Source organism: Effusibacillus pohliae DSM 22757, from assembly GCF_000376225.1.
GTDB lineage: Bacteria > Bacillota > Bacilli > Tumebacillales > Effusibacillaceae > Effusibacillus > Effusibacillus pohliae.
The window spans coordinates 58,777-74,762 of the sequence record NZ_AQXL01000120.1; the positions used below are offsets into that span (position 1 = coordinate 58,777).

Consider the following 15,986-nt stretch of genomic DNA (forward strand, 5'->3'; position numbering starts at 1 on the left):
ATGTCGTTCGTGTGCTTGCCGATATGGACCGGCAGCGCGGCGTTACGAGTTGATTTTACGTTGTCCCCACAACTCACATCGATTGGCACATGCCGCTTCTATTCACAACGAGCAGCGTGTGCCTTTCGTTTTGAGCGGCGTTACACTTCTCATTGATTTGGCAGGTTGGCGTTCCCCTTCTCCCGTCATTGTCGGTGAGATTTACGCCGTCATTTTACGTGAGTGGCAACACGAAGTGAAAAAGATCAAACTGAAACAAGGTACAGAAGTGGAGGCCTGGACGTATAACGGAACCGCTCCGGGTCCGCAGATTCGGGTAACTCAAGGCGACAAATTGCGTGTCATTTTGAAAAATGATCTGCCTGAACCGACCAGCATCCATTGGCACGGTTATCCCGTTCCAAACGACATGGATGGAATCCCCGGGGTTACCCAGAACGCCGTGAAGCCAGGCGAGTCTTTCACCTATGAATTTACTGCCACAGTGCCCGGAACATACTGGTACCATTCACACCAGAACAGTGTGGAGCAGGAGGACAAAGGGCTGTACGGTTCCCTGGTGGTCGAACCGAAAAGCCCTACTGCCCGATATGATAAGGATGTCACCCTTGTTCTTGACGAATGGATGACAGGGATGGATCACAGCAAGATGGGCATGGGTAACGGAAACATGTCTGGGATGGACCATGGCAACATGAACATGGGCGGTGGAAACATGTCTGGCATGAACCACGGCAACATGAGTATGGGCGGAAACATGTCTGGTAACAGCGGTGGTTCGGGTCAAACCGGTTCGGAAATGTCGCACGATGCGATGATGAAACAAATGTACAACGTGTTTACAGTAAACGGAGCTGCCGGAAAAATGATTCAACCGATTGAAGTAAAACCGGGTGAACGAGTCAAACTCCGGTTTGTGAATGCCGGGTTCCAGACTCACCTGATCCATTTGCACGATCAATCTTTTACCATTACCGATACCGACGGCCAACCGATTCAAGACCCGGCACCCGTCACCAATCAGTTGCTGGCGATTGCCCCGGGTGAACGCTATGATCTGGAGTTTACCGCTTCCGACAAAGGGTTCTGGATCGATGACCATGCGGATTCTCCAGCCGCGGCGGACATTCAAATACCGGTTAAAATTGCGGGCGGAGACAATCAGTCGTCGTTGTCATCCGCGAAGGATGCAAAACTGCCGGTGATCGACATGACCGCTTATGGAAAGAAAACCAACGCAGACGGGCGCAAGTACAACAAAGCATTCACGATGGAACTGAATAACGTGAAAACCCAGTCCGGCGAGGAAGTCTATACGATTAACGGAAAAACCTTCCCGGATACCGCGCCGCTTTCCGTCGAAAAAGGCGACTGGGTGAAGGTTACATTCGTTAACCGCGGGACTGTGGATCACCCGATGCATTTGCACGGTCATTTCTTCCGGGTGGTGACGAAAAACGGCCAACCGGTGCAAGGATCACCGCTGCTTAAGGATACGTTGAACGTACGGCCCGGCGAAAAATACGAGGTGGAATTTTTGGCCGATAATCCCGGCCAATGGATGTTCCACTGCCACGACCTGCACCACGCTTCCGCCGGGATGGTAACGGAAGTGAAGTATCAGGGATTCAAACCTTCGTTCACTCTGGATCCAACAGTCGGAAACAAACCGGAATAACCGAAAACAGGAAACTCGGCTAAAAGCGCCTGCGTCCGTGCAGGCCAACGCCAAGTTGATCGTCCTGATCAAAGACAGCCAGAGGACCCCCTCTCCTCTGGCTTGATTTCTGTCAGTTAATTGGGGCGTATAACCATCGGTGATTCCTCGCCTCGCCATAAACTTGCCATTAACCCAAAGGCTAACCTTCGTCCGTTCCGACCCGTTTTTTAAAACGAACGTACAAATACACCGCCCGTACAAACAAATCGATCGCGATTGCGAGCCGAACGCCCGCGATTCCCAACCCCGTTCACTTCCAGAATCCGAAAATCAGCACATAACCTACATCACCCAGCTCAGTGACGCTTCGCTTCGCGGCTTACTCCGAGTACTTCGCTTGGGCCCAAACCCCCGGGCAACCAGGTAGTCCCAAGCGTTTTCGAACTACAACCGAACCGGTTTCCAACGGCGCAGGAACAGCGTGTTGGTGACCACCGAAACAGAACTGAATGCCATCGCGGCGCCCGCGAGCATCGGATTCAAAAGACCGAATGCGGCTACCGGAATCAATACGATGTTATAAGCGAACGCCCAGAACAGGTTTTGGCGAATCTTTCGCATCGTCGCCTGCGAGAGTCGAATGGTATCGACGATGCCCATCAAGTCCCCGCGCATCAGAGTAACATCCGCTGCTTCGATCGCCACATCCGTTCCCGTGCCAATGGCAATGCCAATATGAGCGGCAACCAGAGCCGGGGCGTCGTTGATGCCGTCGCCCACCATCGCGACGATTTTGCCTTCTTGTTTCAGTTTCTCCACTTCAGCTGCTTTGTCCTCAGGCAATACCTCGGCGAGCACCCGGTCGACGCCCACCTGTTTTGCGATCGCCTCCGCCGTACGTTTGTTGTCGCCCGTGATCATGATCACTTCGATGTCCATTTTCTTCAACTGACGAATCGCCTGTGCGGAAGTGTCCTTGACCGAATCCGCCACCGCAACAATTCCTTCGAGCTGGCCGTCGACCGCCATCAGCATAGCGGTCTTTCCTTGGCTCTCCAATTCCTCCATGCGGTCGATCCACGGAGCGATGGCCACATTCTGTTCGCGCATCAGTTTTTTGTTGCCAATCAGGATCTTCCTGCCGTTCACCTCGGCCTCGATCCCGTGTCCGGGAATTGCATGGAAGCGGGAAACGTCCCCTGTTTCCAATCCTCTTTCTTTGGCTTTCTTGACGATCGCCTCGCCCAACGGGTGTTCGGAACCGCGTTCAGCCGTCGCGGCCAATTGGAGCAGTTCGTTTTCAGAATATTTTCCAACGGAAACAACATCCGTAACTTCCGGCTCACCCTTGGTGATCGTACCCGTTTTGTCGAGCACAACCGTCGTCAGCCGATGCGCGCTTTCCAGATGCTCCGCTCCTTTTATCAAAATTCCGTTCTCCGCGCCTTTCCCTGTTCCCACCATGACCGCCGTGGGAGTCGCCAACCCCAACGCGCAAGGGCACGCGATCACCAATACCGCTACCGCGCTGATCAGCGCTGGCGTAAATCCGGCCAGGAAGTAGGTCAGTGCAAAAGTAAGGAGAGCGATCCCGATGACAATCGGCACAAAGATCCCGGAGATCGTATCCGCCAAACGCTGAATCGGCGCCTTTGACCCCTGCGCTTCCTCCACGAGCCTGATGATTTGCGCCAAAGCGGTATCCTTGCCGACTTTCGTCGCTCTGAATTTGAAGGAACCGTGTTTGTTGAGGGTGGCGCCGATCACCGGATCGCCTACGTTTTTCGAGACGGGCATGCTTTCGCCGGTGAGCATCGATTCGTCCACCGTGCTGCTTCCCTCGATGATTTCGCCGTCGACCGGAATTTTTTCGCCGGCACGGACAAACAGGATATCCCCCACTTTGACGTCTTCAATCGGAATCTCCACTTCCCGTCCGTCACGAATCACGCGGGCCGTTTTCGCCTGCAAGCCCATCAGTTTTTTGATCGCTTCCGATGTCTGCCCCTTGGCCCGCGCTTCCAGCATTTTTCCGAGAACGATCAGGGTAATGACAATCGTTGCCGCTTCAAAATAGAGATGGTCCCAGTTGCCAATCAGCACGTTGACCAGGCTGTAGAAATACGCCGCCGAGGTTCCCAGCGAAACGAGCACGTCCATGTTGGCGCTTCCTCCGCGGAGCGCTTTGTACGCGCCTTTGTAGAAACGTGCTCCAACGTAAAATTGCACAACCGTCGCCAACAGCAACTGTACGTACGGGTGAAGGTGAAAACGGAAAGCCAAATCGGACGAGTACACCATCGCAAAATCGGATATCATCTGGAGAAGAAAAAAGGAAGACAACACCGCTCCAAAAGTCAACAACCGCTTTTGCGCCTGGTATTCCCGTTGCCGGGCTTCGCGTTCGGTGTCCGCATTGATCTCCTGATCCGTTCTCGCCTCATAGCCGGCTTTTTGAACGGCGGCAATCAGTTGATCGATGTTGGTCTTGCCCGGTATATATTCGACAGTCGCCTTTTCGCTTGCCAGGTTGACGTTTGCGTTCAGGACGCCATCCACTTTTTTGAGCGCTTTCTCTACCCGGGTCGAGCAAGCGGCGCAGGTCATTCCACTAATGGAAAGCGTCGCTTTTTCCTCCCGAACACCGTATCCCGTTTTTTTCACTTGTTCGATCAACTGGTCCACCGACACTTTGTTTGGATCAAACGTAACGGTAGCCTTTTCTGAAGCGAGATTGACCGCCGCCTGCTTGACCCCTTCCACTTTCGAGAGGTTTTTCTCCACTCGTGTCGCGCACGCCGCACAGGTCATCCCGGTAATGCCAAGCGCAACCCGCTCTTCCGCAGTCGGCGCATCCGATTGGCGAACCTGCGTTTCGGTTGCCATATAGAAATCCCTCCATAAGGGTGATCTTTGATAAGCAATGTATTGTGTTGTATTCACATGCTTTGCATCGCTGCAGGATCGATCATCAAAGGTGAATGATATCGGGGGACGGAACCGGCAAACACCGGTTCCATCGATCGCTACGCCACCTCGTATCCAACGTCTTCAATCGTTTCCTTTATTTTGTCCAAACCGACTGTTGCATCATCGAACGACACGGTGACCTTGTTGCCATTGAGATCGACGTAGACTGCAGATACCCCCTGCAGTTCCCCCAGGGCTTTCTCGATCGTCTGCACGCAATGGCTGCAGGACATCCCTTTCACATCCAACGTGGTGGTGGTTGTCGCCATAATCCAATCACCTCCTTTATTTGGTAAAATCCGGATGATCTCTATCAGCTCTTTTATATGGTGTCCTCCCCGTCAGCCTGATTCTGAATCGCTTTCTTCACGGAGCCGCGGGTAGGTCCCACCCAATTACTATACCCCCCTATGGTAATAGGATGACATAGAGGAAGCGCAGTGTCAAGACAGCCCAAACCGGCTTGCCCAGCTCCGGTGATTAAAACCTCCCTTTTCATGACATCTCACAGATACCCCTGTGCAGAACCAAAGAAAATTTTTTAAAGCCCTTGCGAATACCCCGCAAGGGCATGAAGAATGTTATTCAGATTTCAACAGCCGGATTCCGTTCAGTGTTACCAGGATCGTCGCACCCATGTCGGCAAGAATCGCCAGCCAAAGAGTGAGCCAACCCGGAAAGACCAGGAGAACGGCAAGCAATTTCGTAACAAGCGCGAATGCGATGTTCTGTTTAATCACTCGGATCGCGTTTCGCCCAAGTCGTACTGTATACGGAAGTTTTGAAAGATCGTCTGCCATTAACGCGATGTCCGCCGTTTCCAGAGCGGTGTCCGTTCCGGCTCCTCCCATCGCGATTCCCACAGTCGCCGACGCCAACGCGGGAGCGTCGTTGATGCCGTCCCCGACCATCGCTACTTTTCCGTATTGCTCGCGCAACTGTTTCATTTTTTCCAACTTGTTGTCGGGCAACAGTTCACCGTGGAATTCGTCGACGCCAACTTGTTTGGCGATGGCGGCTGCCGTCTTGTTATTGTCCCCGGTGAGCATGATCGTTTTGTCGATCCCCGATTTTTTCAAGTCCCGGATTGCTTGCACGGTTTGCTCCCTGACCTGGTCTGCCACCGCGAGCAAGCCGATGATCTCCTTTTTCGTTCCCAGAATCATCACCGTCTTGCCTTGGTCCTGCAAAGAGGAAATCGTTGCTCGAACCGCTGAAACGTCGCCGTGAAGCTCTTCGAACAGACGGGGATTTCCGATGTAGTACGTTTCCCCTTCGATTGTTCCCCACGCGCCTTTCCCAGTGATCGCGGAGAATTCTTCCGCAGCTTTCGGGGATTGACCTTCCGCTTCCGCTTTTTTCACGATGGCTTTCGCCAAAGGATGCTCGGACAACCTCTCAATTCCCGCGGCGATTTCCAGAATCTCCGTTTGGCTCTTGTCACCGAGCGCTACGATATCCGTGACAGCCGGTTCGCCTTTCGTTATCGTGCCGGTTTTGTCGAACGCGATTGCCTTTAGCTTGCCGGCTTCTTCAAGGAAGATACCGCCTTTAATCAAAACACCGTTCTTTGCGGCGGCTCCAATGGCGGATACGATGGCAACCGGCGTAGACACCACCAATGCGCACGGGCAGGCGACTACCAACAGTGCTAGCGCTTCGTAAATCCAACGACTCCAATTGCCTCCGAAGAAAAGCGGAGGAACGCTCGCGATCAGGACCGACAACGCCATCACGGACGGAGTGTAATACTTTGCAAACTTGTCAACGAACGCTTGCGCGGGTGCCCGTTCGTTTTGCGCTTCTTCGACCAAATGGATGATTTTCGCGATTGTGGTGTCCTCAACCAACTTCGTTACACGCACCCGAATCGCGCCTTGCTGGTTCAGCGTCCCGGCGTACACCCTGTCTCCGACCGTTTTGTCGACTGACATCGACTCGCCGGTGATCGCTGCTTCATTAATGGACGACGTTCCGTCGATAATTTCCCCATCGATCGCAATCTTCTCACCGGGTCTTACTAAAATAACGTCTCCGACCGCCAGTTCCTCGACGGGGGTCCTGATTTCTTGCCCGTGTCGAAGCACGGTCGCCTCTTTCGGTGCGATGTCCATTAAGGAACGGATGGAGTGTCGAGCCTTCTCCATCGAATACGATTCAAGCGTTTCGCTGATCGAGAAGAGAAACGCGACGACCGCCGCTTCCCTCCATTCGCCGATCAGCAAAGCTCCCACAATCGCTATTGTCATCAGCACATTCATGTCGAAATTCAATCGAAAGAGGTTCCGAACCCCTTTCATCGCGACCGAGTAACCGCCCGCCGCGATTGAAATCAACAAGAACGTTTTGCTTAACATGTCATTGGCTGCAACCGTGAATCCAATCAGCAACGCGAGCAAAGAAACGCCAGTGGTGATCGATTTCCGGTTCGGTTCCCAAAACGATTTCCTCACATCCGCTTCGGGAGCCCCAATAGGACGAATCGTTACGTTTTCGATCTTTTTCATTTCTTTTTGCAGTTCTTCTTGAGAAATCGTCCCGACAATGGTCAGTTTCGCCGCGGCAAAATTCAAATTCGCTTCTTTTATATCAGGCAACGCCTGAAGATGCGCCTCTATTTTCGAGGCACAGTGCGCACAAGTGAGTCCCTGCAGCCGGTACACGCTTTTATTTAGGGCTTTCTCCAATTGCTTTCCCCTCCTCCGTGTGCGCAAGCGCGGTTAAAATCAACTGTTTGACGTGCTCGTCATCGAGCGAATAGAACACCAATTTTCCTTCTTTCCGGTATTTCGCCAGTCCCATGTTGCGAAGCAGCCGAAGGTGGTGGGACGCGGCCGCCGCGGTGGAACCGATAATGTTCGCCACGTCGCAAACGCAAAGCTCTTCCTCCCTGCACAGCGCGTACGCGATTTTGATCCTCGTGTCGTCAGCCAGCGCTTTGAAGAGAGACGCGATCCCTTTTGTGATCTCAACTTCTCCTTTAAGCCTGTTTACTTTTTCTTCGTCGTAACAAAAGACTTCACAAGTATCGTGATCCTTCTCAGATTGATTCACGCGTCGATTCATCAAGTCTGTCATGCAGCCACCTCCATACATTCGAACGTTATTATGAATGTTTATACGTTTATGGTATACCCTTCATTTCATCATGTCAACATTCAAACAAATATTTGAATGAAATGGACAACCTTTTTGCCCAACAGAAAAACCGCCCATTGAATGAGCGGTTTTTCGCATTGCGTTCACATTTTAACACTTGCTAAACCCGCATGCTTCGCATTCGTGGCAGCCACCGTGGCGGACCAGGGTGTGCTGGTGGCAGTTCGGACAGAGATCTTTACCGGTGGCAAAGTCCCGCAGGGAGATTCGCTCCGTCGCCACCTGCAAGGCGGCCGCCATCTCGTTCTGGTTCAGGCGGCGGAGCGGGAACGTTTCCGAGTGTTCGACCAGCGCTTTGGCGATCGCGTCCGGTACGGATGTGATGCGGCGGTCGCCGAAACCGACCGCGTTGGAGCCGCCGATGCCAGAGAAATGTTTGACGAGCACCGCCTCTTTGTCCGGATTTTGTGAATCCCGCAGATAGAGCGTGATCGCCCGCCCCAGCGCCTCGTTGGCCGCGTACACGTCACTGCCCGCTTTTCCGATGTTGACAAAGATCTCGGTCGCCAATTGGGTTTCCGGATCGTCGTTGATCGTGATGTACGCGGTGCCAAGCGGCGTTTCCTTCTTGTACGTGGCACCGTACAGCACATCCGGCCGGCCTTTGTGCATATAGCTTTGCTTCACCTGCTGCTCCGGCGACAGTTCGGTGGCAGCCGCTTCCTGCTGTGCTTGCTCCGATTCCTCCTTCAACGACAGCACCTGCTCGGAGCGGGATCCGTCGCGGTAGATGGTGACGCCTTTGCAGCCCAGTTCATACGCCAGGTCGTACAGCTTCTTGGTGTCTTCGATCGTGTAGTTGTGCGGCGCGTTGCACGTTTTCGAGATCGAGGAGTCGATCCATTTTTGCAAAGCCGCTTGCACCCGCACGTGTTCCTCCGGCGTCAGATCCATCGCGGTCACGAAATAGTCAGGCAGTTCAGCACCCGGATGCGTCTTTTTGTACTCGTCGACGATCTGCGCGTTTTCCTCGAACATCCCGAGCCGCGAATTGCGAAAATACGACCATGCATAATACGGTTCACAGCCGGTCGAGCAGCCGACCATCGTGCCCGTGGTGCCGGTCGGCGCGACCGTCATGGTGGTCACGTTGCGGACGCCGTATTTGGCGATCGCTTCCGTGACGTGCGGCTTCTCGGCCGCCATTTGCCGCATGTAGCCGGACTGCAGGAATTTTTCTGTGTCAAACGCCGGAAACGGACCGTTTTCTTTCGCCAGTTCGACCGATTCGAGATAGCACCATTCGGCCATCATGCCGATCAGGACGTCGATCAGCTTCATCGACTCTTCCGAGCCGTAGCGCACGCCGCAGTGGATCAGCAGATCGTGCAGGCCCATGATGCCAAGGCCGACGCGGCGCTCATTCATCTGGTTTTTCCGGTTTTCTTCAAACGGATAGTAGGTCGCGTCGATGATCGCATCCTGGAAGCGGAGCCCGGTGCGGGTGGTATCTTCCAGTTCTTCCCATTTGATGTGATGCAGGAAAAATTCCGCTCTCTCGGCCGGAAAATGCTTCAGCAGTTGGCGGCGGATATAGTCCTCTTTTCGCTTATCCTGAAACATCGCCTTTTGTCCGGAATCTGCAAAGCCCATCGTGAATCGGCTAAGCACGACCGCACCCAGGTTGCAGATGCCGAACGCCGGCAATCCCTGTTCCCCGCAGTTGTGGGCGACAATCCCCCCCGCAATCAGCGAGTGGGTGGCCGGCTCGCTGATATCATAAACCATCACTTCTTCCGCATCCTCCACCGATGCAACAGGGCTGCAGAACTTTTCCCGTTTGCGTGAGGGGCGTGCAGCCCGCTCCAACGCCTCCTGCTTGCGCCCGACAAGGAAAAATCCGATTCGTTCATGAAACGCGTCCAGGTTGTTGCCGGAAATCACCAATTCATGGAATCCGTCACTTTCATAAATTCGCTCTTCGCCATGGACAGTCCGGTAGCGAAAATGCGCTTGCTTCTGTTTCGGCCTGCAATAAATTTTCCCGTGGATTCCGAAATTCAAAAGCAGCAGTTGCACGTCCTGCAGCAGTTTTTTCGAAGCGGAGGTCAGCCGCACCGTACGATGGTTTTCGTCATTCTCGTAGACCGTACCGTCCGCGCTGAACAAAGCTTGCAGAAAGGCGCGAACGGTCTCTCGCGAGGCCGTAAACAGCTCCTGAGGAACTTCCTTCTCCGGCGCGTATACCGGTTTGACACCGATCGCGAGCAATCGTTCCCGAAGCTCTTTTCGCCACCAAAACACATGGAAAGTTCCGTTTTCCCGCTCGTACACTTTTGCCTCGACACCAGACAGGGCTTTCCCGATCCGGATCATCTCCGGGATCACGTCAGCATCCTCTCTGCCGAACACCATACCGATATCGCCGCGTTTCGACAACCATCCGTCACCGATCAGCCAACCCAAAAACCATCCCCATTCTTTCCCCAGACCGTCGTTCTCCGGGAACAATCCTTCGCCGGACTGGATGAGCACCAAATCACCGTCTTGCAAATCTTTCGCTTCTTTCCAACCGTCCACTGTGAGCAATCGGTGCTCCGGCGTCACTCGAATCTCCATTCCGTTTTTCAACGTCACCTTGATGGTTTTTTTCACACCTGTCGGAAATACGACGGCAGTACGGGCGGTGACTCCCGGAACGGCGTACGATCTGCCGTTCACCACCTGCAGTTGGTTGACGGCCCGATCATCGGTCAGCACTTTGAACGGCTGCACTCCCACCCGTTGATACAGATCCTCGATACGCAGGTACCCGTATTCGGTGGCAATTCGCGTATCCGGGTGAAAACAGGGGTTTGTCGCAATAATCGGGTTAAAATAATACGAGTTCGACATATAGTTGTAGCGGCCCAGGAAGACGACGCCCGGTTCGGCCGATTTCCAAGCCGATTCCACAATCTCGTCCCACATCTCGGCGGCGTTGACCTCTTCCGTGATGATCAGCTTGCGGCCGGCCGCTTCCCATTCCTGGAAGTTGCCATTGAACTCGTGCATTTCCGCGACAGGCGGAAATCCAAGCGTCCACTTGTCGCCGCGCTTCTTCGCTTGCATGAACTCTTCCGAGATGCCGACCGAAATGTTCGCACCCGTGATCACGCCATCGACTTGCTTGCAGGAAATAAATTTTCGGATGTCCGCATGCTTGTCATTCAAAATCAGCATCAAAGCGCCGCGGCGAGAGCCGCCCTGCAAGGTCAGCTGGCAGCCGACGCTCATGATCTCTCCAACGCCGACAGGTCCAAATCCTTGTCCGAACACCTGGTTCCCTTTGTCAAACAACTGTCCCCAGGTGTACGCGCCGGAACTGCGGCCGTTCACGCCGCGAACGTAGCTGTAGCGGGGACGGAGTGAAGACAGTACGACGGAGACCCGTTTGCCTTCCAGCATCGCTTCCCACATGTCGCCCAACGTGCTGGCAATCGTTCCCCGCTGATCGCCCGGCACCAACGTGACGCCGATCACATCCTGCACCACCACCGCGCCGCTTTCAATGATTTTCCGGTACAACTCTTCAGCCGGATAGGTCTCTCCCTGTTTGATCGGCAGCCCTTTTTCCCGCCATGCTTCCAGACAGCCTGTCCAATTCTCATCGTAGCCTTCGATTTCATGGTCCGGGAAGCAGAATGTCCAGTTGCCGCCTTCCTCGACCGCCCGCAGGAATTCCTTGTTGACGCGAACCACCTTGGTGCTGTTCGGATATTCTTCCGCGAGAAAATCGAGCAAATCCGCATGCCACACGTCAAGCACAAGCTGCAACTCGGACTTGCGGCATTTGTCGGAGACCGGGACGATCGTGCCCTGCGGCGGCACCTGCGACAGGTTCATTCCCACGCCGCCGGAACGCGCCTGAATCTCCAGCGTCTGGCCAAAAGAGTTCGCATAGTCGCGAGGCATTGGACCGACATTCGGAATGACGAAACAGTTGTAACTGGTCGTTTGAATGCCGGTGCCCATCGATGCGTTGATCCGTCCGCCCGGCACGTATTTCCAGCCGCTTTGCAGCTGATAAAATTTTTCCTCCCACTTCGCCGGATCTTTCGTGACCGCCGCCGCTCCCTTGGCGATGCGGCGCCACATTTGGCGGGGGGCCGTTTCCTTCAGCACGTCGATGTGATCGTAGGGGAGTTCCAATTGAAAACCGTCGCGCAGCTCAACCGTCGCCAGCCGCTGTTCCGGATCGAGCGCCACCACCTTGGCGAGTTCATGCAACGCCCGTTTTTTGTCGATCACGGCAACCACCAGGCTGCCGACTTGCAGCGTTTCCTTTTTGACGTCTTTCAACAGATAGCGGTCGGCGACGATCCGCTCGCCGGTCGGCGAAAGGTAATCTTCTGCCGTAAACGGCAACATGCTCATCGTTTCTTCCGTCTTCATTTGTCTCCTCCTAACGTTTTGGAGTCGAGCAGCCGCAAAATCTCCTGGGCAAATGACTCGACATCCCGGAATTGCCGGTACACGCTGGCAAACCGGACATACGCCACCGGATCCAGTTTACGCAGTTTTTCCATCACTTTTTCACCGATCGATGCAGCAGGGACTTCCTTGTCATACTCCGTTCGAATCTCGCGTTCGATCGAGTCGGCGACTTGCTCGATCGATTCGATGGCGATCGGCCGTTTTTCGCACGCTTTCAAAATCCCGCGCAACAACTTGTCCCGCGAAAATTCCTCGCGGCGGCCGTCTTTTTTGACGACCAGCAAGGGGGCCATCTCGATTTTTTCGTACGTGGTGAATCGCTTCGAACAAGCCGGACACTCCCGTCGCCTGCGAATCGTCGTATGATCCTCGTTCGCCCGCGATTCGAGCACCCGCGAATCGGTGTGTTGACAGTATGGACAACGCATCTACATCCCCCCTTGGGTCTGAGTCAGTCGGTTGTTCGTGCCGTGATTATGTAACCTGACACTATATATAGCGTTATCTAGGGGGTGCATGAAAATTATATACACTAGATATAGGAGGGTCAAGGGACTTCATTCCTATGAAAATCGCTCCAATTGGATGGAAAATGATAGCGAAATAGAGCTGAACCACAAAAAAAGACCCGTAACGGCGCGGTTGGCAAACTCTATCGCTTGACGCCGTTAAAACGGGAGTTTTCAGCGCGGGGCGTGGTATTTCTAGACAAATCTCACATGGTAGCCGACATGGGAGACCATGTGTTATGTTTGTTCATTTTGCGATTTACATCTGCATCATCGCCAACAATTCCGCCAGGTCCTCGACGATCAAATCCGGCTGACAGTCTGCCGCTGCCGCGTCCTGCCGGCTGGAATACCCGGTCAGGACGAGCACGCTTCTGATCCCCGCGTTGTGTCCGGCCAGGATGTCCGTTTCCAGATTGTCGCCGATCACCACGGTCCTGCCGGGAGACGTTCCGATCCTTTGCATGCCGTATTGAATCATGCGGGCTTCCGGTTTGCCGATCCAGACCGGTTCCACACCGCTCGCAGCGGCAACTGCACGAGCGAGCGAGCCCGCGCCGGGCAAGAGCCCTTTTTCGGTCGGGAGACGCTTGTCGGCATTCGTTGCAAGAAAAATCGCTCCGCGCTGAATCGCAAGACTGGCGGTCAGCAGCTTCTGATAGGTAAACTGGCGGTCAATTCCGACCACCACATAATCCGGCCGCTCTTCCTCAAACTGCACCCCCATCTCCGTGAGGGCCGCCAGCAATCCCTCCTCGCCGATCGCGTAGACCGACGGTGCCTCAGTCCGGCAGTGATCCTGTATGTATCTGACCGTTGCCTGGCTCGATGTGAACACACGGTCCGCCTCCGCCGGAATCCCCATGTCGAGCAACGTGGCGGCCACTTGTTCAGGCAACCGCGAGGAATTGTTGGTCACAAACAGATAGTTTTTTCCGGTCCGCTTCAACCACTCCACAAACTCTTTCGCATGCGGGATGACTTCGGTCCCCCGATACAGCGTTCCGTCCAGATCGAGCAGGAAGCCGTCGCATTCCCGCAGCCAGTGATTCGATTCTGCCATTTCCCGACTCCTTTTGCTGGATTATAATAAGGTTACATCATCCTGGGTACCTGCATGCGCATGACGTGTTCGACACCATCGTATCCATGTTCGTCGTACCGCGGAGCAGATCACCCTGATGGGAGGGGGATGTCCCATGCGCGTAACCCGATACGCCCACCGCTTGCCGGTTTCCACGCCGACCTTGTATCCGGCCACCACCACGAACGTCTATGTGGTGCAAGATCAGGGACAGGCGTTGCTGATTGACGCCGGATACGAAAATCCGCAAGCGGCAAAATCCATCATTCAATATATCGAAACGCTTGGCGTCCGGCAAGTGATCGCCATCGCCCTGACCCACCATCACCCGGACCACTGCCCGGGCGCCAAGGCACTGGCCGAATGTTTCCAATGTCCGATCCTCTGCCACCCGTTGGAAGTGCAACCGATTGAGGAGAAAATCGCACCATGGAAAATCGGTTCCACCCTTCAGGAAGGTGACACAATGCCGGTCGGCCGGATCGCCGTCAGGGTTCTGCACACACCCGGCCATACGCGAGGCCACCTGAATTTCTGGCTGGAAGACGAAAAATTGCTGTTGAGCGGCGACAACATCGTCGGCGAGGGCACGACCTGGATCGGCCCGCCTGACGGCAATCTGACCGACTACCTGTCGACCCTGCGGCGGCTGCGCGATTTGCAACCGACGATGATCGCACCCGGTCACGGGGATATGATCGACAACCCGGGCGAGAAAATCGAATTTTTCATCGCACGGCGGCTGCAGCGGGAACAACAGATTCTCAGGTTGCTGCAGCAAAATCCCTCGACTGTTGCGGAGCTCGTGGAAGCGATCTATCGGCAACAGGTGCACCCGAGCGTAATGTGGGTGGCGGAACGCACGGTCCTCGGCCATCTGGAGAAGCTGTTGGAGGAAAAAAAGATCCGGCAGGAAGGTGACAGATACCGGATTGTTTGATACTCTCCTCTCAGGCAGTTGCAGTACTGATTCCTGTTAAAAATCTCCTATCTCGATTCGTGCGGCCGCGGGTTGCCAACGCCCGCGCCGTAACGGAACGCCTCCGCCGTGTTTGAAAAACAGGCCAGATCGGCCAACGCGTCCATCGTTGGCGGCACCATGTGGATGGCGCCTGATTTTGCTTGTTCCAGCGCCGCAGCCGGCTCCATCCATTCTGCATGAGCGACTTCTTGCCGGCAGGGAGCCAATTTTACATGCGGCGGGACTACAGTGAGAAAATAGCGGGTGTCAAATCGTCTGGTCGAGACAGTGCGTGGTGTGATCCGATGCCCGTAGTAACGAATCAGGTCGGTTCGCAAACGAGGCTTCGCGGATAACACCCAGTCGTGAAACGTGACGGCACCCGATTCGATCTGTTGGCGAAGCTGTGCGGCAAAATCGGCTTGCTCCCATGCCGGACGGCCATTCACATCGGCCAGCAGGTAGCCGACTTCCTCGTAACACTCGCGAATCGCGGTGATCGCATAGGACAGATCGACTGCCAAATCCCGTTTTTGACAACAGGAAAAAATCCGCTCGTCCCGATCCTCCGACTGCATTCCCCCGCCGGGAAACACATAGTAACCGGGAAGAAACAGCATCGTGTCCGGCCTGCGGGTCATATAGACCTGCAGACCTTTCTCCCCGTCCCGAATCAGAATCATCGTTGCCGCTTGCCTGATCAAATCGGTCATCACGGTTCCTCCTCGTATCGTATCAGAATCGGCCGCGTCCGAAAAGAAAGGAAAACGCCCTTGACCCTGAAAGGTTCAAGAGCGTTTGTTGCCTGGTGCGGCTAATAGGAATCGAACCTATGACCCCCACCGTGTCAAGGTGGTGCTCTCCCTCTGAGCTATAGCCGCACGTTTGGCCGTTTGACAACGGTTATTTTATCATGGAAAAATGCCGTTTTGCAAGAGGTAATTCCGGAACGTTTTCACCTCTTCCAGTTGTGGAATCGCCTCAACTTTAGCATATCATCGATACACACCAAATCAAGGCGTTTTTATATGAAAAAACTCCGACCAATCGATCAAGTAGGAGGCCAAAAAAGAAAAACACTTTAGCCCAAAAGCCAAAGTGTTTCAATTCGCCTAGCGACGACCTACTCTCCCAGGGCTTCCTGCCCAAGTACCATCGGCGCTGGAGAGCTTAACTTCCGTGTTCGGGATGGGAACGGGTGTGTCCTCTCCGCTATTGTCACTAGAC

10 protein-coding genes, 1 tRNA gene and 1 rRNA gene are annotated in these 15,986 nt (G+C 54.4%); 2 read left to right on the plus strand and 10 right to left on the minus strand.

All coding sequences use genetic code 11. The annotated features are described in order from the left end of the window. Positions 1-235: 235 nt before the first annotated feature. On the plus strand, positions 236-1,678 hold the full coding sequence (locus C230_RS20045; protein ID WP_018131869.1) for a multicopper oxidase family protein: 1,443 nt from the start codon (positions 236-238) through the stop codon (positions 1,676-1,678). 426 nt (positions 1,679-2,104) lie between these two features. On the opposite strand, the gene C230_RS0109835 is transcribed toward C230_RS20045, so the two are convergent. The 7 genes from C230_RS0109835 to C230_RS0109870 form a co-directional block, all read right to left on the minus strand. Next, a complete protein-coding gene (locus tag C230_RS0109835; protein WP_018131871.1) occupies positions 2,105-4,546 on the minus strand; it encodes a heavy metal translocating P-type ATPase in 2,442 nt (813 codons plus the stop codon). Positions 4,547-4,686: 140 nt separating this feature from the next. Then, positions 4,687-4,899, minus strand: coding sequence for a copper chaperone CopZ (gene copZ / locus C230_RS0109845; RefSeq protein ID WP_018131872.1), 213 nt, complete (start codon positions 4,897-4,899; stop codon positions 4,687-4,689). 312 nt (positions 4,900-5,211) lie between these two features. Then, positions 5,212-7,317, minus strand: coding sequence for a heavy metal translocating P-type ATPase (locus C230_RS0109850; RefSeq protein ID WP_018131873.1), 2,106 nt, complete (start codon positions 7,315-7,317; stop codon positions 5,212-5,214). Continuing rightward, the gene (locus tag C230_RS0109855) at positions 7,298-7,708 is read right to left on the minus strand and encodes an ArsR/SmtB family transcription factor (RefSeq protein ID WP_018131874.1); all 411 of its coding nucleotides are present in this window, start codon (positions 7,706-7,708) and stop codon (positions 7,298-7,300) included. Before C230_RS0109855 ends, C230_RS0109850 begins: the two co-directional genes overlap by 20 nt. Before the next feature lie 171 nt (positions 7,709-7,879). Then, positions 7,880-12,163, minus strand: a complete 4,284-nt coding sequence (locus tag C230_RS0109860; protein WP_018131875.1) for an LAGLIDADG family homing endonuclease — start codon at positions 12,161-12,163, stop codon at positions 7,880-7,882. After that, on the minus strand, positions 12,160-12,633 hold the full coding sequence (gene nrdR / locus C230_RS0109865; RefSeq protein WP_018131876.1) for a transcriptional regulator NrdR: 474 nt from the start codon (positions 12,631-12,633) through the stop codon (positions 12,160-12,162). The genes C230_RS0109860 and nrdR overlap by 4 nt, the downstream gene beginning before the upstream one ends. A 340-nt stretch (positions 12,634-12,973) precedes the next feature. Then, positions 12,974-13,777, minus strand: coding sequence for a TIGR01457 family HAD-type hydrolase (locus C230_RS0109870; RefSeq protein WP_018131877.1), 804 nt, complete (start codon positions 13,775-13,777; stop codon positions 12,974-12,976). A gap of 136 nt (positions 13,778-13,913) precedes the next feature. Here C230_RS0109870 and C230_RS0109875 point away from each other — a divergent pair, with 136 nt between their 5' ends. After that, on the plus strand, positions 13,914-14,738 hold the full coding sequence (locus tag C230_RS0109875; RefSeq protein ID WP_018131878.1) for an MBL fold metallo-hydrolase: 825 nt from the start codon (positions 13,914-13,916) through the stop codon (positions 14,736-14,738). A gap of 47 nt (positions 14,739-14,785) precedes the next feature. Here the strand turns inward: C230_RS0109875 and C230_RS0109880 are convergent, their stop codons facing one another. The 3 genes from C230_RS0109880 to rrf all read right to left on the minus strand — a co-directional run bounded on the left by C230_RS0109880 (position 14,786) and on the right by rrf (position 15,985). Then, positions 14,786-15,472 carry an NUDIX hydrolase gene (locus C230_RS0109880; RefSeq protein ID WP_018131879.1) on the minus strand — a complete coding sequence of 229 codons (687 nt, stop codon included), beginning with the start codon at positions 15,470-15,472 and terminating at the stop codon, positions 14,786-14,788. A gap of 93 nt (positions 15,473-15,565) precedes the next feature. Continuing rightward, positions 15,566-15,640 (minus strand) — tRNA-Val (locus C230_RS0109885). A 229-nt stretch (positions 15,641-15,869) separates the two neighbouring features. Further along, positions 15,870-15,985: ribosomal RNA gene (gene rrf / locus C230_RS0109890) — 5S ribosomal RNA — on the minus strand. Position 15,986 lies beyond the last annotated feature (1 nt).

Coding starts and splice junctions, on each gene's coding strand:
- C230_RS0109835 (WP_018131871.1), bottom strand. CDS start 4,546: ATGGCAACCGAAACGCAGGTTCGCCAATCGGATGCGCCGACTGCGGAA.
- copZ (WP_018131872.1), bottom strand. CDS start 4,899: ATGGCGACAACCACCACCACGTTGGATGTGAAAGGGATGTCCTGCAGC.
- C230_RS0109855 (WP_018131874.1), bottom strand. CDS start 7,708: ATGACAGACTTGATGAATCGACGCGTGAATCAATCTGAGAAGGATCAC.
- C230_RS0109860 (WP_018131875.1), bottom strand. CDS start 12,163: ATGAAGACGGAAGAAACGATGAGCATGTTGCCGTTTACGGCAGAAGAT.
- nrdR (WP_018131876.1), bottom strand. CDS start 12,633: ATGCGTTGTCCATACTGTCAACACACCGATTCGCGGGTGCTCGAATCG.
- C230_RS0109870 (WP_018131877.1), bottom strand. CDS start 13,777: ATGGCAGAATCGAATCACTGGCTGCGGGAATGCGACGGCTTCCTGCTC.
- C230_RS0109875 (WP_018131878.1), top strand. CDS start 13,914: ATGCGCGTAACCCGATACGCCCACCGCTTGCCGGTTTCCACGCCGACC.
- C230_RS0109880 (WP_018131879.1), bottom strand. CDS start 15,472: ATGACCGATTTGATCAGGCAAGCGGCAACGATGATTCTGATTCGGGAC.